The sequence below is a fragment of the Bacteroides mediterraneensis genome (assembly GCF_016900355.1).
In the GTDB taxonomy this organism is placed as follows: domain Bacteria; phylum Bacteroidota; class Bacteroidia; order Bacteroidales; family Bacteroidaceae; genus Phocaeicola.
In genome coordinates this window covers 1-19,235 of sequence record NZ_JACJKA010000002.1, presented here as the reverse complement: position 1 = coordinate 19,235, position 19,235 = coordinate 1, and the positions used below count along the sequence as shown (strand labels likewise).

At 46.4% G+C, this 19,235-nt stretch carries 16 protein-coding genes and 1 tRNA gene; 13 read left to right on the top strand and 4 right to left on the bottom strand.

All coding sequences use genetic code 11. The features are described 5' to 3' along the window. The first annotated feature begins 24 nt into the window (after positions 1-24). The 6 genes from sppA to H6A28_RS01915 all read left to right on the top strand — a co-directional run bounded on the left by sppA (position 25) and on the right by H6A28_RS01915 (position 6,471). Positions 25-1,785 carry a signal peptide peptidase SppA gene (gene sppA, locus H6A28_RS01940; RefSeq protein ID WP_204478672.1) on the top strand — a complete coding sequence of 587 codons (1,761 nt, stop codon included), beginning with the start codon at positions 25-27 and terminating at the stop codon, positions 1,783-1,785. Between the two features lie 12 nt (positions 1,786-1,797). Continuing rightward, on the top strand, positions 1,798-2,961 hold the full coding sequence (gene lpxK / locus H6A28_RS01935) for a tetraacyldisaccharide 4'-kinase (protein ID WP_204478671.1): 1,164 nt from the start codon (positions 1,798-1,800) through the stop codon (positions 2,959-2,961). Next, positions 2,855-3,664, top strand: coding sequence for a purine-nucleoside phosphorylase (locus tag H6A28_RS01930; protein ID WP_204474539.1), 810 nt, complete (start codon positions 2,855-2,857; stop codon positions 3,662-3,664). The genes lpxK and H6A28_RS01930 overlap by 107 nt, the downstream gene beginning before the upstream one ends. A gap of 7 nt (positions 3,665-3,671) precedes the next feature. Next, positions 3,672-4,709: a thiamine-phosphate kinase gene (thiL, locus tag H6A28_RS01925; protein WP_204478670.1), complete on the top strand. Its 1,038-nt coding sequence runs from the start codon at positions 3,672-3,674 to the stop codon at positions 4,707-4,709. A gap of 203 nt (positions 4,710-4,912) precedes the next feature. Continuing rightward, a tRNA-Phe gene (locus H6A28_RS01920) sits at positions 4,913-4,985 on the top strand. 244 nt (positions 4,986-5,229) lie between these two features. Then, the gene (locus H6A28_RS01915) at positions 5,230-6,471 is read left to right on the top strand and encodes a site-specific integrase (RefSeq protein WP_204478669.1); all 1,242 of its coding nucleotides are present in this window, start codon (positions 5,230-5,232) and stop codon (positions 6,469-6,471) included. Between the two features lie 457 nt (positions 6,472-6,928). Here H6A28_RS01915 and H6A28_RS01910 read toward each other — a convergent pair whose 3' ends face one another. The 4 genes from H6A28_RS01910 to H6A28_RS01895 form a co-directional block, all read right to left on the bottom strand. Continuing rightward, positions 6,929-7,837 carry a nucleotidyl transferase AbiEii/AbiGii toxin family protein gene (locus tag H6A28_RS01910; protein WP_204478668.1) on the bottom strand — a complete coding sequence of 303 codons (909 nt, stop codon included), beginning with the start codon at positions 7,835-7,837 and terminating at the stop codon, positions 6,929-6,931. Then, entirely contained in the window at positions 7,830-8,594 is a 765-nt protein-coding gene (locus tag H6A28_RS01905; protein ID WP_204478667.1) for a type IV toxin-antitoxin system AbiEi family antitoxin, read from the bottom strand. Before H6A28_RS01905 ends, H6A28_RS01910 begins: the two co-directional genes overlap by 8 nt. 353 nt (positions 8,595-8,947) lie before the next feature. Then, on the bottom strand, positions 8,948-9,253 hold the full coding sequence (locus tag H6A28_RS01900) for a helix-turn-helix domain-containing protein (RefSeq protein WP_204478666.1): 306 nt from the start codon (positions 9,251-9,253) through the stop codon (positions 8,948-8,950). Positions 9,254-9,294: 41 nt separating this feature from the next. Next, complete coding sequence (locus tag H6A28_RS01895) at positions 9,295-9,606, bottom strand: helix-turn-helix domain-containing protein (RefSeq protein ID WP_204478665.1); 312 nt, start codon at positions 9,604-9,606, stop codon at positions 9,295-9,297. 462 nt (positions 9,607-10,068) lie between these two features. Here H6A28_RS01895 and H6A28_RS01890 point away from each other — a divergent pair, with 462 nt between their 5' ends. The 7 genes from H6A28_RS01890 to H6A28_RS01860 form a co-directional block, all read left to right on the top strand. Next, on the top strand, positions 10,069-10,533 hold the full coding sequence (locus tag H6A28_RS01890; protein ID WP_204478664.1) for a DUF3408 domain-containing protein: 465 nt from the start codon (positions 10,069-10,071) through the stop codon (positions 10,531-10,533). Positions 10,534-10,757: 224 nt separating this feature from the next. Further along, entirely contained in the window at positions 10,758-11,132 is a 375-nt protein-coding gene (locus tag H6A28_RS01885; protein WP_204478663.1) for a plasmid mobilization protein, read from the top strand. After that, positions 11,129-12,058 (top strand): relaxase/mobilization nuclease domain-containing protein, encoded by a 930-nt coding sequence (locus tag H6A28_RS01880; protein ID WP_204478662.1) that lies wholly within the window; start codon positions 11,129-11,131, stop codon positions 12,056-12,058. Before H6A28_RS01885 ends, H6A28_RS01880 begins: the two co-directional genes overlap by 4 nt. 49 nt (positions 12,059-12,107) lie before the next feature. Then, positions 12,108-12,875, top strand: a complete 768-nt coding sequence (locus H6A28_RS01875) for a hypothetical protein (RefSeq protein ID WP_204478661.1) — start codon at positions 12,108-12,110, stop codon at positions 12,873-12,875. Positions 12,876-12,879: 4 nt separating this feature from the next. Next, positions 12,880-14,082, top strand: coding sequence for a site-specific integrase (locus H6A28_RS01870; protein WP_204478660.1), 1,203 nt, complete (start codon positions 12,880-12,882; stop codon positions 14,080-14,082). Between the two features lie 255 nt (positions 14,083-14,337). Next, positions 14,338-15,372, top strand: a complete 1,035-nt coding sequence (locus H6A28_RS01865; RefSeq protein ID WP_204478659.1) for a restriction endonuclease subunit M — start codon at positions 14,338-14,340, stop codon at positions 15,370-15,372. Further along, on the top strand, positions 15,369-19,235 hold a 3,867-nt coding region (locus H6A28_RS01860), incomplete at its 3' end, for an Eco57I restriction-modification methylase domain-containing protein (protein ID WP_204478658.1). The genes H6A28_RS01865 and H6A28_RS01860, both read left to right, overlap by 4 nt.

Genomic DNA, 19,235 nt, shown 5'->3' with positions numbered 1-19,235 from the left:
TTATCAATCCTAAAACGACCTATCATGAAAGAATTTCTTCGAAGCACCCTGGCCACTATCACGGGTGTGCTGATTTGCGGGTTCATCTTTATTATCCTGGGAGTAAGCATACTGGCAGGAATCATGGCCTCCTCCGACCCAGAGACCATTGTCCCAGCCAATTCTGTCTTTACCCTCGAGCTGAAAGGAACCATACAAGAACGGTACCAACCCAGTCCTATCGACCAGTTCTTTGAAGACCAGATTTCCACTTACGGGCTGGAAGATATTCTGAGTGCTATCCAGAAAGCCAAAGAGAACAATCTTATCAAAGGTATCTACTTACACACGGGCGCATTCAGCTGTCCGGCCGCTTCCTTGCAAGCCATCCATCGTGCACTGACTGATTTCAAGAAAAGCGGCAAATTCCTGGTAGCCTACGCCGATTCCTATACTCAAGGCGGTTACTACCTGGCCAGTGTGGCCGACAAGGTCATCGTCAATCCCTCGGGAAGTCTGTCTTGGCACGGTCTGGCCAGCGAAACGATGTTTCTGAAAGACTTCCTTGCCAAAATCGGTGTGAAAATGCAAATCTTCCGCGTAGGAACTTATAAATCGGCCGTAGAACCGATGATCAGTACCGAGATGAGTCCGGCCAACCGGGAACAGACGCTGGCTTTTCTGGAATCTACCTGGAAGAGCCTTGTGAATGACGTGGCTGCATCACGCCATCTGTCGACTGACTCCCTGAACCTACTAGCCGATCGAAATATGGATTTCCAACCGGCAGAAACCTATGTGCGCTGCGGACTGGCCGACACGCTGATGTACCAAGACGAGGTGCTCAGCTACTTGAAATCGCTTACCGGACTATCAGAGGATGAAAATCTCCAGACCCTAAACCTCGACGAAATGACCCGCGTCAAGTCGGCTACTCCGACAAGCAAAACCCGCGATGTGATAGCAGTATATTATGCTTACGGAGAAATCGACAACAGCTCATCATACGATGAAGGCATCAATTCCGAGAAAGTAACTAAAGACCTGCGCGACTTGCGCAACGACAAGCACGTGAAAGCCGTGGTATTCCGCGTGAACTCTCCGGGTGGAAGCGCTTACGGATCGGAACAAATCTGGCGGGAGGTCAGCCTGCTGAAAGCAGAAAAACCGGTCGTAGTCTCCATGGGTGACTATGCCGCTTCCGGCGGTTACTACATCTCGTGTGCCGCCAACAAGATTGTTGCAGAACCGACCACACTGACCGGGTCCATCGGAATCTTCGGCATGGTGCCCGATGTCTCTGAGTTATTGAACGACAAATTAGGACTCCACTTTGACGGAGTCAAAACCCATAAGATGGCCGACATGGGCAGTATGGGCCGTCCGCTCAATGCAGAAGAATCGGCCCTGATGCAGCAGATGGTGAACCAAGGATATGCCCTGTTTACCAAACGCTGTGCCGAAGGGCGAAACATTCCACTGGAAGAGCTTTATAAGATTGCAGAAGGTCGTGTATGGACCGGCAGCATGGCTAAGGAACTGAAACTGGTAGACGAACTGGGCGGACTGGACACTGCCATCCAACTGGCAGCCCAACTGGGCAAGGTGAAAGACTACAAGCTGAAAAGTTATCCGGGCAAACAGGATTTCCTGACGGAACTGCTGAACACCCGTGCCGACCGCTACATTCACAGTGAATTGCAGGAAACTTTCGGGGAGTATTACCGCGGCTTCGACTGGATACGCCACATCCAACAGGCCGACCGTCTGCAAGCCCGTCTGCCGTTCGACCTGCACATCCAATAAAGTGACAGATTCATGAGCAGACAATGCAAGATATATTGGGGGCTGTGGCCCTTCAGTGTCCTCTACGGCATCGGGGTGAGGGTACGGAATCTCCTGTTCGACCGGGGCCTGCTCCGGCAGGAACGCTTTCCGCTGCCCGTCATCTGCATCGGCAACTTGACCGTAGGCGGCACCGGGAAAACACCTCATACGGAATACCTCATCCGCCTGCTGCACGAGTCGTTCCGGCTGGCCGTGCTGAGCCGGGGCTACAAGCGGAAATCGAAAGGCTTCGTGCTGGCCTCTCCTTCCTCCCGCATGGAAGACATCGGGGATGAACCTTACCAGATGGCCCGCAAGTTTCCCGACATCCGTGTCGCCGTGGACGGAGACCGCTGCGAAGGAATCCGCCGACTGATGGCCCCGAAAGGAGTGCCCGACACGGAAGTCGTGTTGCTGGACGATGCCTTCCAGCATCGCTACGTGCAGCCGGGACTAAACATCCTATTGATGGATTACCACCGCCCCGTGGAATGTGACCAGCTTCTGCCTGCCGGACGATTGCGGGAACCTGCCAGCGGCAAACGACGGGCCGACCTGCTCGTGGTGACCAAATGTCCGCCCGATCTCAGCCTGGAAGCCTGCGCACGCATCCGGAAACGCATCCAACCTCTTCCCCGTCAGGAAGTATGCTTCACCACCCTGGCCTACGGGAAGCTGTATCCGCTGTTTGCCGATACCCCTGCACAGTCGCTCGATTCGTTGAAAGAAAAAGAAGTGCTGCTGGTCACCGGCATCGCCTCACCGGCTCCCTTGCTGGAAGAAGTGGGTCGTCATGCCGCCAGGGTCACTCCCCTGCTCTTCGGCGACCACCACAATTTCGACGGTACCAACATGCGACAGATTGCACAACAGTTCCACCGGCTGCCCAAAGCCCAAAGCCTCATCCTGACCACCGAAAAGGATGCCTCGCGGCTCATCGGCCATCCGCAGCTCGATGACGAACTGAAACCCTATATTTATGTGCTCCCCATAGAAGTGGAGTTCCTGCACAAAGGAGAACTAGTATTTAACCCCAAAATTATTGAGTATGTTAGAAAAAATTCAAGAAACCGCCGCCTTCCTGAAGGCGAAAATGCACACTCATCCCGAAACAGCCATCATCCTGGGTACGGGCCTGGGCAGTCTGGTGCATGAAATCACCGACAAGTATGAAATCAACTATGCAGACATTCCAAACTTCCCGGTTTCTACCGTCGAAGGACACAGTGGCAAGCTGATTTTCGGGAAATTGGGCAACAAAGATATCATGGCTATGCAAGGACGCTTTCATTTTTATGAAGGCTATTCCATGAAGGAAGTGACTTTCCCCGTGCGCGTGATGCGCGAACTGGGCATCAAGACCTTGTTCGTATCAAACGCCGCAGGAGGCACGAACCCGAACTTTGAAATCGGTGACCTGATGATCATCACCGACCACATCAACTTCTTCCCGGAACACCCGCTCCGCGGCAAGAACATCGACTACGGACCGCGTTTCCCGGACATGAGCGAAGCATATTCCAAGGAACTGATTGCCAAAGCCCTGGAAATTGCCAAGGAAAAAGGCATCAAGGTACAGCAAGGCGTGTACATCGGTACCCAAGGCCCTACGTTTGAAACCCCGTCGGAATACAAGATGTTCCGCATCTTGGGCGCAGATGCCGTAGGTATGTCTACCGTACCGGAAGTCATCGTGGCCAACCACTGTGGCATTAAGGTGTTCGGCGTATCGGTCATCACCGACCTAGGCGTAGAAGGCAAGATTGTGGAAGTATCCCACGAAGAAGTGCAGAAGGCAGCCGACGCCGCACAGCCTCGCATGACCACCATTATGAGAGAACTTATCAACAGAGCGTAAAAATACTATGCACGAAGGAAACAGAACTGAAATCTCCACACTGGGTGAATTCGGCCTCATCAAGCACCTCACCCAGAACATCAAACTGCAAAATCCGGAAACGAAATACGGTGTAGGCGACGATGCCGCCGTACTGGAGTTTCCCGGCAAACAGGTACTGGTCACCACCGACCTGCTGATGGAAGGTGTACACTTTGACCTGGTCTATACCCCGCTGAAACACCTGGGATATAAATCGGCCATGGTGAACTTCTCCGACATCTACGCCATGAACGGTACACCGAAACAGATTACCGTCTCACTGGCTGTCTCCAAGCGTTTCTGCATCGAAGACCTGGAGGACTTCTACGACGGCCTGCGTCTGGCCTGCGAACAGTATCACGTAGATCTTGTGGGAGGTGACACCACCTCTTCCGTCACGGGACTGGCCATCTCCATCACCTGCATCGGGGAAGCCAACAAGGACAAGGTGGTTTACCGCAACGGTGCCAAGGAAACCGACCTCATCTGTGTATCGGGTGATTTGGGAGCCGCCTACATGGGTCTGCAGCTGATGGAACGCGAAAAAGCCGTGTTCCAAGGCGAAAAGGACGTACAGCCCGACTTTGCCGGAAAGGAATACCTGCTGGAACGCTTCCTGAAACCGGAAGCCCGCAAAGACATCGTAGAAAGCCTGGCCAAAGCCGGACTGCAACCGACCGCCATGATGGACATCTCCGACGGCCTGTCGTCCGAACTAATGCACATCTGCTCACAGAGCCACGTAGGTTGCCGGGTCTATGAGGAACGTATCCCCATCGACTACCAGACAGCGGTCATGGCCGAAGAGTTCAACATGAACCTGAGTACCTGTGCCCTGAACGGCGGCGAGGACTACGAACTGCTTTTCACCGTACCGCTGACAGCACATGAAACTGTAGCCCAGATGAAGGATGTCAAGATCATCGGTCACATTACCAAACCTGAACTGGGCTGTGCACTGGTCACCCGCGACGGCAACGAGCTGGAACTGAAAGCACAGGGCTGGAATCCATTGAAAGGATAAAGCCTCCTATAATCAGAATGAAAGACCTTCCTTTTTGGACTTTCCCGCTCATCTCGGGCCCAGAAGGAAGGCCTTTTTATGACATTATCCATGTATTTTATGCCCAAAAGGCCTCTTTTTACACAAAAACCGCATTTTTTCAGCTAAAATATTTGCAGGTTCCAAAAGTTTACGTACCTTTGCAACCGCAAACAAGAAACAATGGTGCCATAGCTCAGATGGTAGAGCAAAGGACTGAAAATCCTTGTGTCCCCGGTTCGATTCCTGGTGGCACCACTTTGAAGAAAAGCAAAAGAGAGTAAAATCCTGATTTCCAAGCGAAATCAGGATTTTTTGTTTTCCCCCGGCACGCAAAAAACGGCAAAATATTACCGTTCGAGGTGGAGCAAAAGGTGGAGATAAAAGGTGGAGCAAAAATCTTCACCGAATTAGGCTCTTTTTCACTGATTGTCAATATTTTGCATAGCAAGAAAACGGGGACGGTTTCCTACTTTTGTATAAACTAAAAACTGTAGGAAAAATGAAAAGAAGTTCATTCAATGTGCTTTTCTTCTTGAAGAAGACCAAGCTGCTGAAAAACGGAGAAGCATCCGTTTGTATGCGTATCACAGTAGATGGTACGCGAGTTGAAAACAACATCCGCAAGAGCATTGACCCGTCTCTCTGGAGTCAGGCAAAGGAATCTGCCAGAGGCAAAAGCCGCAAATCATGCGACCTGAATGCCTACATCGAAAATGCGAAAATCAAGTTACATCAGATTTTTTGTGAGCTGGAAGAACAGAACCAGCCTATAACGGCACGTCTGTTACAGGAAATATTTTTCGGACAGGACAAAGAACCGGAAGCGGTACGCACCCTCATCAGTACCATGCAGGAGCACAATGACCAATGCCGTGCCCTGGTCGGTAAAGACTATGCCCTGATTACCGTTCGCCGTTATGAAAGCTGCAAACGCTATCTTGCCGAACTTATCAGACAGAAATACGGAAAGGATGATCTGCCGCTGGCGGAAGTCAACGGTGAGCTGGTACGTGCCTTTGAATTTTATCTGAAGACGGAAAAGGAATGTCAGCAGAATACCGTCATCCGTTATATGAAATGTCTGAAGAAGATTACCAATCTGGCACTGGCCAATGAATGGATAGCCAAAGACCCGTTTATCGGTATCAAATTCCACGAAAAAGAAGTAATCCGTGAGTTTCTTAGCATGGATGAACTGCTGACCATCTACCACAAGGAGTTTCCTCTGGAGCGAATCACCGTAGTCCGTGATGTTTTTATTTTCGCCGCCTTTACCGGTCTGGCTTTCATTGACGTACAACAACTTTCTCCTGAGCATATCGTAAAAGACAACAACGGAAATCTGTGGATCAGGAAGCCACGTCAGAAAACAAAGAACATGTGTAATATTCCGCTGCTGGATATTCCTTTGGAAATCCTGAGAAAATATGCAGATTATCCTGCCTGCAAAAAGAAAGGAGTATTGCTGCCTGTTCCCTGCAATCAGAAGATGAACAGCTACCTGAAAGAGATTGCCGACTTGTGCCAGATAAAGAAGAACCTGACCACACACACTGCCCGTCACTCGTATGCTACATCTGTCTGTTTGGCCAATGGGGTAAGTATTGAGAATGTAGCCAAAATGCTCGGTCACTCCAATATCAAGATGACACAGCACTATGCAAGGGTACTCGACAGTTCCATTCTAAAAGATATGAACAATGTAAGGGATGTACTTTCAGGCAATCTTTCTCGTTTATAGCAACCCATTCAAACAATTCAGAAATAATGTTGAATCATTCTATCATACGGATAATAAGCCGCAAATTCTGCGGTTAATTATCCGCATGAATACCAGACAAATCTCCGAATCAAGAGAAATACCCATCAGTCGCCTATTTCCTCGCCGTCCATAGAAGTTAGTACAGACTCTCTTGAAAGCGAAAAGGTCTGGCGGCTATGCTGTTTCGGGCAGAATCTTCCTCCTTCAGAGCGTATTCAGCCCGAAAACCTTTTCCCTTTCACGTCTGTACAATGAACGCCGACGGCAGCGGAAACAAGCGACTGACGGAAAAGTCAGAAAATAAAACAGCATATAGATGGAAATTAAATCACGTCCGATTCTATATGCTGTTCTCATCACTTAAAGAAGGATATTTTTTTAGAAACACAATAAAATGGGCAGGCGATAAACTGCGCTCCCTCCAGAAAAGTTATTGTTACTTTGTACTCTCAAAGAATTGTCGTAACTTATCTATGCCAAGACGGTGTTTCTCCAGATTCTCCTTTTTCAATTTTGCAATATTCTGAAGTTTCCATTTTACGGATGGATATCCGCTCAGATCTCCAGCACAGCATTTACTCCAGTCAGGTGTACCATCCTCAAAGGATAGTAAGAACTCCCTGTCTGTATCGGTTAAAGCGTCATTGACTAAAGCGATCAGATTTTTCCGCGCTTCTTCATAATCTGAATAGTTGAACTCTACATCAGACATTCCTTTAAACTGTTTTTCAAGAGCTTCACTTTGATCAATCGGGTTCGGCTGCAAAGACTCTATTATCGGTTTATCACTGCCGAGCAAACAAAGAATAAAACCGGCTTTGACATCATCAAATGAAGACAAATCCATGTATTTACAGTCAAACAAATCTCTGGGATGCTGACGACTTAATGCAGCCGCAATCTTACCTCCATATAATTGGGAATATGACACAGTGCGGGCTTTACATGCCATACTGAATTCCTGTTGGGATCTCTCGCAAAGCATTCTCTCCTCTGTACTTCCTATAATGCCCCTTTTAGTACCATTCACTTCTATTTTTACAGTTGCACCATTCAATGTACACTGCAATTTCCATACATCATATTTGGGAATAACCTTGATTCCGGGTATGGATTTCTCGATATATCCTTTCAGCGTTTCAAGATGGCTTTTTATAGTTTTGAGACTTTCCTCCCTTCCTTGCACAGGAATATATGTCAGGTCAATGTCAACCGAATAGCGAGGCATATTCTTGTGAAAGAGGTTTATGGCCGTACCGCCATGTACGGCAAAATCCTTGATACGATAAACAGAGGGCATAATACGTATCAACAGTGCCACCTGTTTTTTATATAGTTCATTCATAATCAAACAATTCTTTAGGCACAGTTATTTTATACTTACTTATATATATACCGTTTTCCACCAGTTGCAATTTGGATGTTCCTATGTCTATTTTCACCATGTCCAGCATTTCGAACCAATAGTGACCGGCTTTCTCAGCCATATAAAGGAACATACGCTTTACTCGTAGATTTTTTATTGTTTCCAGCAGGGTCTGAACAACATCTGCACGAAGTGACGTCAGCTGTTCCATAATATAATATAAATCCATATAGCCATATCGGTCGGGGGCAAGCAACATGCATTCCATGAAAGCCTGTTCCGGAGAAGAGACAAGTAGGTTTACTCCTTCCACTTTAACAGTCGAAGTCTGAATTGTGGTAAACATATTCGTTTCAAACGGTTTTATTGTTCTGTCAAAATAATCGGCATTCATCCATTTGGGAATACTTATCCCTGAATATGCCACCATCAGAACTGGTTTTCCCATCGGGACATAGTGGTTGAACCCAAACAATTCCAAAGCGGAATGGGCTGCCACACGCAGTTGCCTGTTCAGTTGGTTATTATAACATGACACAGCGGCATACGCGGATAACTTATCACCAGTTCGATATACAACACCTTTTGCCAATGAAGTCAACCATCCTGATTGCCTATATTTGCTTATCAGCTGATCCGAATATCCGTTTTTTTTCAGCCATTCTGAAAAGTAAAGGCCGTTTTTTGTCCCCATTCGTAGCAGAAGATCTATTTTATTAGCCGATTCTATACTCATAGTTTATTATAAGCTCTTATATTCAACTACAAAGATAGCATAATTTCCAGTTATCACGCAATAAGAGTTGCTTTTATTCAATAATTATATACCTGTAATATAGTTATACCAAATAAAAACAACTCTTAAAGTTATGTTTACATAAAACACTTATAGTGTGTACGTCTCTTTGTGCCATATTGTTTATCTTGGAATCAACATCAAGCCGCTTTTCGAGAATCTTTCTCCCTACTTTTAATCTTTTTCTCCCCACTTTATTTGCATTTCTCCCTACTTATTTCAATAAAACAAATAGAATCTGCATCACCCACATGTTTGATAAGTGATACAGATTCCAATAGAGTGTACCGTTTTTATTCATTAAGTCGGTACGCTTCCTTGTACCCTTTCATCAGTGTCTTTTCTATGTCGGAAGCCCGGTAGAGAATCTTGCCGCCCACTTGGGTATAGGGCAGAATACCGTTGTTTCGGTAGTCTTGCAAGGTTCTTCGGCTTACTTTCAGCAGGTATGCCACTTCCTTGTCCGTCAGCAGTTCATCGCTATAAGCAGACGGTTGCCGTTTTTCCAACAACTTTTCGAGCATGGCCAACATCCTGTCGAAATTCGAGTGGAATGCCTTTACCCACTCGTGGTCCTTTTCTCTGATTTCATTACTCATACGCGTTTGATATTGGGTTATACATTATTCTTGAAACTCGTTCAAATGGTCTTGCCTTTCCAACGGGCTTCCTTACGTTTCTCCTCCACATTTCCGACCACACGCTCTACATCGTCAGGACGGTAATAAGTCCGGTTTCCGATTTTTGTAAAGGCCAACGTTCCGTTATCCCTCAGAGTCTGCAAGGTTCTAGGACTGATACGCAACCTGCGGCAGACATCGTGGTTGTCCATCCATTCACCTGTTTCCTTCCCACCGTGTTCACGGCACAGACTTTCCACCCGCTGCACGAAGCGATCCAGCTTGGCGGCAATCTCCTCGAAAGTCCTTTTTTCAAAGCTGATGATTTCCATTGTCTTCTTTATTTTCAGTTAAACATATATTCAAAAATCTGGAACAGAACAGTTCTTTTACAGCTGATATTCCATCATGTCTCGTCGTATTATTTTCAACAGGAAATATGACCGTTTTTTCTGTTCCCACTGCAAATAAAAGCAGTAGGAATCACATTACAATGGATTTTCAGACCGGTGACGATGCGTTGCCAGGAATGACATCATGTTACATATCAACTGCATACAATGAGCTTCCTTTATAAACGGAATCCGCTTGAATAATCCGGCATGGAGAAATCACTCCGGCAAATCAAGGCAGGCAGCACCGATCGCCCAATCGATATTGTGCATAGGGTAACATAATTGCCACGGTATCTCCATTTGCTTGATTCTGTTCACTATACACATTTCCTTTGCTCACGACAATGAGTCAAGGTGCGCACCGAGACCAGTGAGTAAACCGATTAAAATCAAAAATGTATGGCAACAAAAAAGAAATTGACCAAAGAAGAATGGGAGACCATGACAGGTACGGACATGTCACTCATACTCCCGTCAGATGGCAGTATTGAAACAGCCCGTGAATTATCCTTGAATGATACCGGAAAAGAGAAGTCAGAAGGAACGGTAGAACAGACCGACACCACATCCGAGTTCCAACAACCATCAACTGGAAAAGAGGAAGCTGTTTCCGCATTTCAGCGACGTATAAGCAGCAGGCAGAGAAAACTTTCTCTGGAGGGATATAGGAAAGCCTTTCTTCAGGTCCCGAGAATCGAAGACCGTAAGCCCGTGTTTGTTAGCGGTGAGGTACGTGACAGGCTGGACGAGTTTGTCCGCAGGTTGGGAGGACGTAAAATGAGCGTTTCAGGACTGCTTGAAAACATCGCCCGGCAGCATCTTGAAATCTACTCGGAAGACTTCGAGCAGTGGAGAAAACTGTGATATTTTCCTGAATCATAGACTTACTGACTTCAAGTATTATAGCATTCAGACAGTCAGTAGCCGCCCTAGCGGAGTAACGGACAAAACTTCAGTTTTGGGAGTTAGCGAGGTTATCTTTCGGGCATCCCGAAAACCTCGCTCCACTCCCAAAGAGTGGAGACAATCAGCTCCCGGTGGTCGCAGATTGTGAGAAAAAGAATAATCAAAAATCAAACGAAGAAAATATGAATGACAAAAAGAAAAACAGACCGAGAGGACGCCCCAAAGTAAGCGGAGTGTGCAAACTCAGCAAAGCCGTTACAGTGAAATTCTCCAAGATAGACTATGAACGGCTATGCCGACGCAGCAGACAGGCTAACCTCACGCTGGCGGAATTTCTCCGCGTATCAGCCTTTGAGACGACGATAACGGCCAGACACTCTGCCGAGGAAACTGCCGTCATACGCAGCCTTACGGGTATGGCAAACAACCTGAATCAGCTGACCCGTCTGTCCCATCAGGCCGGGTTCCACCGTACCCAAAAGACGGTGACGGAACTCCTGCAGAAACTCAAGGAGATTATCGTCCAGTACAGGCAAGGAGAAAGGAGGCCGTCATGATTGGAAAGATCAAGAAAGGGAAATCCTTCGGAGGCTGTATCCGCTACGTGATGGGCAAGGACAACGCGGAAATCATCGACTCAGATGGCATATTACTGGGAAATATCCGGGAAATAACGGACAGTTTCAACTACCAATATGAGCTTAATCCGAAGATAAAACAGCCTGTCGGACACATCGCATTGAGCTTCAAGCCTGAGGATAAGGCATTGCTGACAGATGAATTTATGGCTAAAATAGCCTGGGAATACATGGAGCTGATGGGGATAAAAAACACTCAGTTTATTCTGGTAAGACACCATAATACGGACAATCCGCACTGCCATCTGGTCTATAACCGCATCGGATATGACGGCAAGGTAATCTCTTCCCAAGGCGATTACAAGCGTAATGAAATCGTAACAAAATTGCTTAAGGACAAGTACGGGCTGACATATGCGGAGGGCAAGGGCAAGACTAATGTGGAGAAGCTCCATGCTTCGGAGCGTGTGAAATACGAAATTTTCAATGCCGTCAAGGCAGCTTTGAAGCATTCCAAAACATGGAAAGAGTTCAACGATTACCTGCTTCGCCGGGGTATCAGGCTGGAATTTGTAAAACGTACCATGGAGATAAAAAAGCCGGAGGACATACAGGGAATCCGGTTCACCAAGGACGGGCAGACCTTCAAGGCTTCACAGATCAGCCGGGAGTTCAGCTTTGCCAGGCTGAATGCCCAATTGAGTTGGAAGCCTTCGGAATCCCAACAGGAATCCGAACGGAAGGTACTACAAAGGATACCGGACGGAGGACTTCTTCTCGAAGGTACGGGACCGGGACTGTTCAGCCCGACAAACGGCACCGCTCCCGAAGAGCCGTTACCTCAGGAAGAACTCTTGTGCAGACGCAGGAAGAAGAAACAAAAGAGGAAAGGATTCGGATTGTAGTCCGTCCTTTCCCATTCAAATTATTCATAAACATTAAAATTGCAGGAATATGAAATTGGAAGAATATATCGAGAGCATCTTCGGATGTCTGGAAAGAATCGAAAACAAAATCAACGGGCTGTCTGCTCCCTTGCTGGAAGGTAATAGCCCGACAGTTAACAATGAAAAGGATGAGTCCGTGCTGAATGAAGTCCGGAATGGTCATGAGACATTTCGCAAATTGTTGGCTCGCATGTGCGAGGGTCTTGCCGCCATCAAGAACGATATGGTTTCCATGGACAGGAAGAACTCGTCACAGGAAAGACTTGGACAGGTCTTGTCGGAAATGTGTAATGAACAGCGGCAGCACCAGGAGAAAGTGGAAGCCTTGTTTTGTGAGACCAATGACACAATCAGAAAGAATGCCGTCAAGACAAGCAAAATCAACCATCATTTCAGCCTGAGTGTAGAATCCCCGTACACTCTTGGGAGTTTTTTCGTGATGTTCGTGACAATCGTGATTCTGTCCGTGGCTCTCTATTTTTCGGTGAGGGCAGATAACATGCAGGCCGATAATGATCTGAAATATCGTTATGTCAAGATGAAAGGAGAGGTTACCCCAGAACAACTTGTGGAACTTGAGAAACTCTTTGGACCGAACCGGAACAACGAACGGATAGAACAAATGCGTGAGGACGTGGAAGCCTACGAGGAAGCGGTACAGAGACAGGCCACCCTGACCGAGCAGGCACGGCTGAAGGAACAGGCCGCGAGAGAACTGGACAGCAAGGCGAAGTCCATCAAGGACAAGTCTATTACGGACGGACCTAAAAAGTAAGCCCATGGCCAGTGTTAAAGTGAAATTCAGACCTTCCACCATAGAAGGAAAGGAAGGTACCATCTATTATCAGATTATCCAGAGCCGTGTAATCCGTCAGTTAAAGACGTATTACCGGATATTTACAGATGAATGGAACGAAGCTGGAAGCTGTATCATTGCCGGTAGTTCAGAACGAAGTAATCTGCTCCTTTCCTTGCAGGAACGCATGGAGTGGGACTTGAAGCGGCTGGACATGATTATCCGACAACTGGATAACCGGAAAGCCGGATATACAGCAGATGATATTGTCGCTTCTTTTCAAAGCAATACAGAGGGACAGTCGTTTTTCAACTTCATGCAAGGCATCATAGCCCGTCTAAAACAGATGGGCAAGATACGCACGGCTGAAAATTATTCCTGTACTCTGAAAAGTTTCATGCAGTTTAGGGGGGACAGGGATGTTCTGCTGTCAGAAATTGATTCGGACTTGATGCAGTTTTATGAAGCCTACCTTCATGGGAAAGGTGCCGTACGGAATACCAGTTCATTCTACATGCGTATCCTTCGGGCGGTATATAACCGTGCCTTGGAAAAGGAACTGATGGAACAGCGTAATCCTTTCAGGCATGTCTATACGGGAGTGGACAAGACCGTCAAACGTGCCGTTCCCTTATCCGCCATCAAGCGTATGAAGAATCTGGACCTGTCCTTACAGCCTAATCTGGAATTTGCAAGGGACATGTTCCTGTTCAGCTTCTATACCCGTGGCATGTCGTTCATAGATATGGCTCACCTGAAAAAGAAAGATCTTCAGAACGGCTTCTTATCGTATCGCAGACGAAAGACCGGGCAGCAGCTGGTCATCAGGTGGGAAAAATGTATGCAGGAAATTGTCGGCAAATACCCGGAAGACAATCTCAGTCCTTATCTTTTGCCGGTATTGAAATATCCTTTTAAGGATACGCACAAGCATTACAGGAATGTCATGTCCGGAATAAACCGAAACCTGAAAGAAATAGCCAGACTGGCCGATATATCCGTTCCTCTTAGCATGTACTGTGCCCGTCATTCATGGGCAAGCGCAGCCAAAGGCAAGAACATTCCGATTTCAGTTATCAGTGAAGGAATGGGACATGATTCCGAGGCAACCACACAAATTTATCTGGCCTCATTGGATAACTCCGTAGTGGACAAAGCCAACGCACAAATTCTGAAAAGTCTGTAGGATTGGAGAACGTTTAGCAAAAGCATTCATTTCTTAGACAGAGGGAGATTTTGGACTATAAGGCTGATTTGCCGATGAATTATATGTAGAATTGCTAAACAACAGTTGAATTTCAATGACTTCCGGATGAAAATCCAACGGTTGAAATTGCAGGATTTTCAATAAAATGTATAACTTTGCACAAGAGTGAGTCCCTCTGTCTAAGAAAGACGCAGACATCGGGACTTTCTCATCCCCTTTACGCACAGAAAAAAGATGGAGAAAACAACCGGAGAAGCCGACATACAGGAGAACAGGCTGAAAGAACTTTCACCCGACTTACTGAATACCTTGCTCAAAGATCATACAACGAGTAAGGAAGGAAAACAGTGTAATATATTCTGGGCTACTTCCGATTATGAACAGCTCGGCAAAGGTTATGAATACGGGTCACAGATTCTCCCAGAGTTGATAACCGGAAAGAACGGGCATGTGGTCATGCCCCGTGTTCTGAAACACAGGGATACCCAAAGCACACGTTCTCGGGAAATGGCGGAGGTATTTACTCCGTCCTGGATATGTAATGCCCAAAACAACCTTATCGATGAAGCCTGGTTTGGCAGAAAGGATGTATTTAACCATGAAGTGACATCCAAAGACGGTACACATTCATGGGAAATCAATCCGGATAAGATTGCTTTTCCTGAAGGCAGGACATGGAAAGACTATGTACGGGAAAACCGGTTGGAGATCACCTGTGGAGAAGCTCCTTATCTGGTAAGCAGGTATGATACGACTACCGGAACATTCATTCCCGTGGAGAAACGTATCGGCCTGCTTGACCGTAAGCTCCGTATTGTCAGTGAGAATACTACGACAACGCGTGAATGGCTGGAGGCAGCCAAGGATGCTTACAGAAGCATCTATGCCTATGAATGGCAGGGCGACAGTCTTCTTCTTGCCCGTGAAGCCCTTCTCTTATCCTTCATCGAATATTACCGGAACAAGTTCGGTAAAGATCCGCAAATTAAATCCATCAACCATATAGCCTATATCATCTCCTGGAATGTATGGCAGATGGACGGACTGAAAGGTGTTGTTCCGGACAGTTGCGGAGAACGTGTGCGAATGGAACCGGGCCTGTTCGGTACGATTGAAAGACGGGAACCGTGCGAGGGCTGTCTGAAAAATGACCTGACCAAGCATAACGGAATTTACTGCATCATCAAGGACTGGCGGACTACAGACAAGGCAACAGGCAAAAAGGGGAAACGAATCCGATTTATCAACCTCATAAATGAAGAAGCATGAGATTCACATCGTCCCTGAAACTAAAACTGATCTATGTGTTCCGTATCAATGATGCGGCACACCGTGGATGCCTGAAGGTTGGTGAGGCAACCTGTGAGGATGAAAACGTGTTCGGTCTGTCTCCCAACAGCAAGGCGCTCAATGAAGCGGCAAGAAAGCGTATCAACCAATACACACAGACGGCAGGCATCGCATACGATCTGCTATATACGGAACTGACCGTTTACAACCGTGGCGGACTCCGTTCATTCAACGACAAGGAGGTACACAATGTTCTGGAACGCTCCGGTATCAAAAAGAAAGTCTTCGATACGGTTAACAAAGCCAATGAATGGTTCATCACCGATCTGGAAACCGTCAAGCGTGCCATTGCGGCTGTCAAGGAAGGCCGGAGTTCCCTTTCATCTGCCGAAGTTACCCGGGAACATTCCCCGATTGTATTCCGACCGGAACAGCAGGAAGCCATCAACAAGACCAAGAAGCAGTTTAAGAAAGGCAACCAGATGCTCTGGAACGCAAAGATGCGTTTTGGAAAGACCCTTTCTGCCCTGCAGGTTGTCAAGGATATGGAGTTTCAGCGTATCCTGATTCTGACTCATCGTCCTGTGGTGGATGCCGGATGGTTTGAGGATTTCGGTAAGATATTTTACGACCGCAAGGATTTTGCATACGGTTCCAAGAACAACGGGGAAAGTTACAGCAGTCTTGAACGGCAGGCAGAAAGCCACGGATTGCATTATGTCTATTTTGCATCCATGCAGGATTTGCGTGGTTCTGAACTTGTTGGTGGCAACTTCGACAAAAACAACGAAGTATTTGCTACCGATTGGGACCTGATTATCGTTGATGAAGCGCACGAAGGCACCCAGACCGAACTGGGTAAAGCGGTTATGGGAGAGCTGGTCAAGGAACAGACCAAAGTATTGCGTCTGTCAGGTACTCCATTTAACCTGCTGGATGATTTTAAGGAGGATGAAATTTATACATGGGACTATGTGATGGAACAGCGGGCCAAGGTGAGCTGGGACGAACTCCATTTTGGTGATCCCAATCCGTATGCCTCATTGCCTACACTCAATATCTATACCTACGATTTGGGACGGCTGCTTCATGAATTTGTAGATGAAGATGTTGCCTTTAATTTCAAGGAATTTTTCAGGGTCAATGAATCCGGCAGTTTTTGTCATGAAAAAGACGTGCGGGCTTTTCTGAATCTTCTTACCAAGGAGGACAAGGACAGCCTTTATCCATATGCCAACGAGGAATATCGGAATATTTTCCGCCATACCCTCTGGATGGTGCCAGGCGTGAAGGAAGCACGGGCACTGAGTGCCATGCTCCAGACACATCCGGCGTTCCAGCATTTCAAGGTGGTCAATGTAGCCGGTGACGGTGATCAGGACGAGGAGAGCCGTGATGCCCTGGAAGCCGTGGAACAGGCTATCGGAAAAGATCCGGATGCCACACGGACCATTACCCTTTCTTGCGGACGGCTGACGACCGGAGTGAGTGTAAAGGCATGGACCGCTGTATTCATGTTGTCCGGTTCTTATAATACAGCCGCATCCAGTTATATGCAGACCATCTTTCGCGTACAGACACCCGCCACCATCAACGGACGAATGAAGGAGCAGTGCTACGTTTTTGATTTTGCTCCGGACCGTACCCTGAAAGTGATTGCCGAAACAGCCAAAATATCGTCCAAAGCCGGAAAAACTTCACAAAGCGACCGTAAGGCTATGGGTGAGTTTATCAATTTCTGTCCTATCATATCTGTTGAGGGCTCACAGATGAACCGCTTTGATGTACCCCGTATGCTGGAACAGTTGAAACGGGTATATGTGGAACGTGTCGTCCGTAACGGGTTTGAGGACAACAGCCTTTATAACGATGAGCTGATGAAACTGGATGATCTGGAACTACAGGAGTTCGATAATCTGAAAAAGATCATCGGCCAGACCAGAGCCATGCCCAAGACCAACCAAGTGGACATCAACAGTCAAGGCCTGAACAATGAGGAATACGAGGAAAAGGAGAAACTGGAGAAGAAACCCAAGAAGGAACTTACGGAGGATGAGCGGAAACGGCTAGAAGAGTTGAAAAAGAAGACAAAGAACCGGGAGGCTGCCATTTCCATACTCCGAGGCATCTCCATCCGTATGCCACTGTTGATTTATGGTGCGGAACTGAGTGATGAAAATCAGGAAATCACGATTGATAATTTTGCCTCGCTCATTGACCCGCAGTCATGGGAAGAGTTCATGCCCAAGGGAGTGACCAAGCAGAAATTCAACAGCTTCAAAAAATACTATGACCCGGAAATATTCTGTGCCGCTGGAAAACGAATCCGTGCGATGGCACGTGCCGCGGACAAACTGAGTATAGAGGAACGAATCGAACGAATTACGGACATCTTCAGTACGTTCCGTAATCCGGACAAGGAAACGGTACTTACTCCGTGGCGCGTGGTAAACATGCACCTCGGTGACTGTTTGGGAGGCTATAACTTCTATGACACAGAGTATCAGAATGTAATTTCTGAACCACGGTTTATAGACAAAGGAGAAGTTACCGCAGAAGTTTTCTCCCCTGAATCCCGTATTCTGGAGATCAATTCCAAATCCGGACTTTATCCGCTTTATATGGCATACGGCATTTACCGAGCCAGAGTGAAGGCTTCTCTGTTCGCTGTAGAAACGATAGAGGAGCAGCAGACTGTATGGGACAAGGTCATAGCTGAAAACATCTTTGTCATCTGTAAGACTCCAATGGCAAAGAGCATTACCAAACGTACGCTTGCCGGATTCCGTAAAGCAAAAGTGAATACAAGATATTTTGAAGATTTAATCAACCAGATTAAGAACAAGCCGGAAAACTTTATAACCAAAGTTGCCAAAGGTCATTCTTACTGGAAAGCCATAGATAATGACAATATGAAATTCAATGCGATAGTGGGAAATCCACCATATCAAATTATGGATGGAGGTGCTGGCGTCAGTGCAAAACCTGTTTATAACTTATTTGTTGAAATAGCTAAACTTATAAATCCAACATACATTTCTATGATTATGCCTTCTAGATGGTTTGCGGGAGGTAAAGGGTTGGACTCATTTAGAGCGAATATGTTGTCTGATAAACGAATTCGTTATATTTTCGATTATATAAATGCAAAGGATTGTTTCCCAACATCAAGTATTGGTGGAGGTGTAAATTACATATTATGGGATGCTAATCACCATGGAGATTGTTCGATTACAACTGTCCAAGGATTATTACGTGATACTGTATCACGCCCATTAGATCAGTTTGCAGTATTCATCCGCTATAATCCAGCTATCCATATAATTCAGAAATGTCAATCAGATAAAACCTTTGCCTCCATAGTAAGCACACGTAATCCATTTGGCTTATCATCAAATATTAGAGGCGATAAATCTGGAGATCTTCGTTTAATATCAAGCGAAGGGGTATCATGGCTTCCTAAAACTGCTGTTTTAGCTTCAAATCAACTACTTTCTAAATACAAGATTCTTATGAGCAAAGTAACAGCTGAGCATGCTGGTGAGCCTGATAAAAACGGCCAATTCAGAATCGTTTCAAGGACAGAAATTATAGGGCCAAATGATGTTTGTACAGATTCCTATTTGATTATTGGTGCTTCGGAAGATAAGTCTATTGTTGAAAATGAATATAAATATATTCAAACTCGTTTTGCCAGATTTTTATTAATGCTGGCAGTATCTTCTATAAATCTTTCTCCTGATAAGTTCCAGTTCATCCCATTGCAAAATTTCACGGGAAGATCTGATATTAATTGGAATAACAGTGTTTCGGATATAGACAAACAGTTATATATTAAGTAT